Origin of the sequence: Aeromonas lacus (assembly GCF_000764665.1) — a bacterium.
GTDB classification, from domain to species: domain Bacteria; phylum Pseudomonadota; class Gammaproteobacteria; order Enterobacterales; family Aeromonadaceae; genus Aeromonas; species Aeromonas lacus.
In genome coordinates this window covers 1-967 of the sequence record NZ_JRGM01000170.1, presented here as the reverse complement: position 1 = coordinate 967, position 967 = coordinate 1, and the positions used below count along the sequence as shown (strand labels likewise).

The window sequence follows — 967 nt, the reverse complement described above, 5'->3', positions numbered from 1 at the left end:
GAGTTGGACAGCCCCCGCTCCACTACACGGCCACTCAGGGTTTTAACCGCCGAACTATAATCATAAAAAACCCACATCACTTATCTTTTGAACGGGTAAACAGCCATTATCAAGAATTTAATGAAAATTACATTTATTTACATTTAATAATTTTTATTTGCTTATGAAATACTTTAACGTTATGTGCTCATTAATGAAATCGGTAACACTTAACACCGTCCAAAAACCTAATAAATCATAAAAATTTTAATGTCTAAGACTTTACTTCCAAGCCTTAACACTGACTGAGAATATTATATAACCATAACCAGCTTACATTAAAAACCACTTACCCCTACTGAAAAAAAACGTTCACAAAACATATATAATGGAGTATGAATGAATTTACCATTAACAGATAAACGTAGAAAGCAATACATAAACTTTTGGGCAGATGCATTTGCGCTCAATACGTTTTGTTATTTTATTGCAATACCACTTGAGCTTGGTTTTTCCCAGATGTCATTGACTACACATCTTTACGCTCGTTTTATTGGACTTTTTATTATAACTGCAACAGCAAGACCTTTTGGTATCTGGAGAGACTGGGTATTTGAACGTTTCAACCTTACCAATAAGGACAAAGGAATAAAACCATACCTGGTTGACACATTGGCATATTTATCATTTGAAATGCCTCTCTACATTATCAATTTAACAATAAGTGGTGCATCTGGAGAGCAAATGCTAAAAAGCATATTAGTATTCAGCTTGATTGCTGGTGTAGTTGGAAGACCATACGGAATATATCGTAACTTTATAAGACAGAGTATCTTTAAACTTAGATGAATCTGTGAAGTGAAAAGAAAGTGAATATTACGGCGTTAGTCATTCATATTTTTAAAGCTGAAGAGGTTTACGGCACTGCTGAGGCTCGCCCCAACTAAAAATCTATCACCGTGGAATTATAGCAACGAGTCCTTTGAGC

Annotated in this window: 1 protein-coding gene; it reads left to right on the top strand. The window is 34.6% G+C overall.

Annotated features, from left to right (window positions below; translation table 11 throughout):
• Window positions 1-378 precede the first annotated feature (378 nt).
• On the top strand, window positions 379-828 hold the full coding sequence (alaE, locus tag LG31_RS20645; protein WP_084059663.1) for an L-alanine exporter AlaE: 450 nt from the start codon (window positions 379-381) through the stop codon (window positions 826-828).
• Window positions 829-967: the final 139 nt, after the last annotated feature.

Coding starts and splice junctions, on each gene's coding strand:
- alaE (WP_084059663.1), top strand. CDS start 379: ATGAATTTACCATTAACAGATAAACGTAGAAAGCAATACATAAACTTT.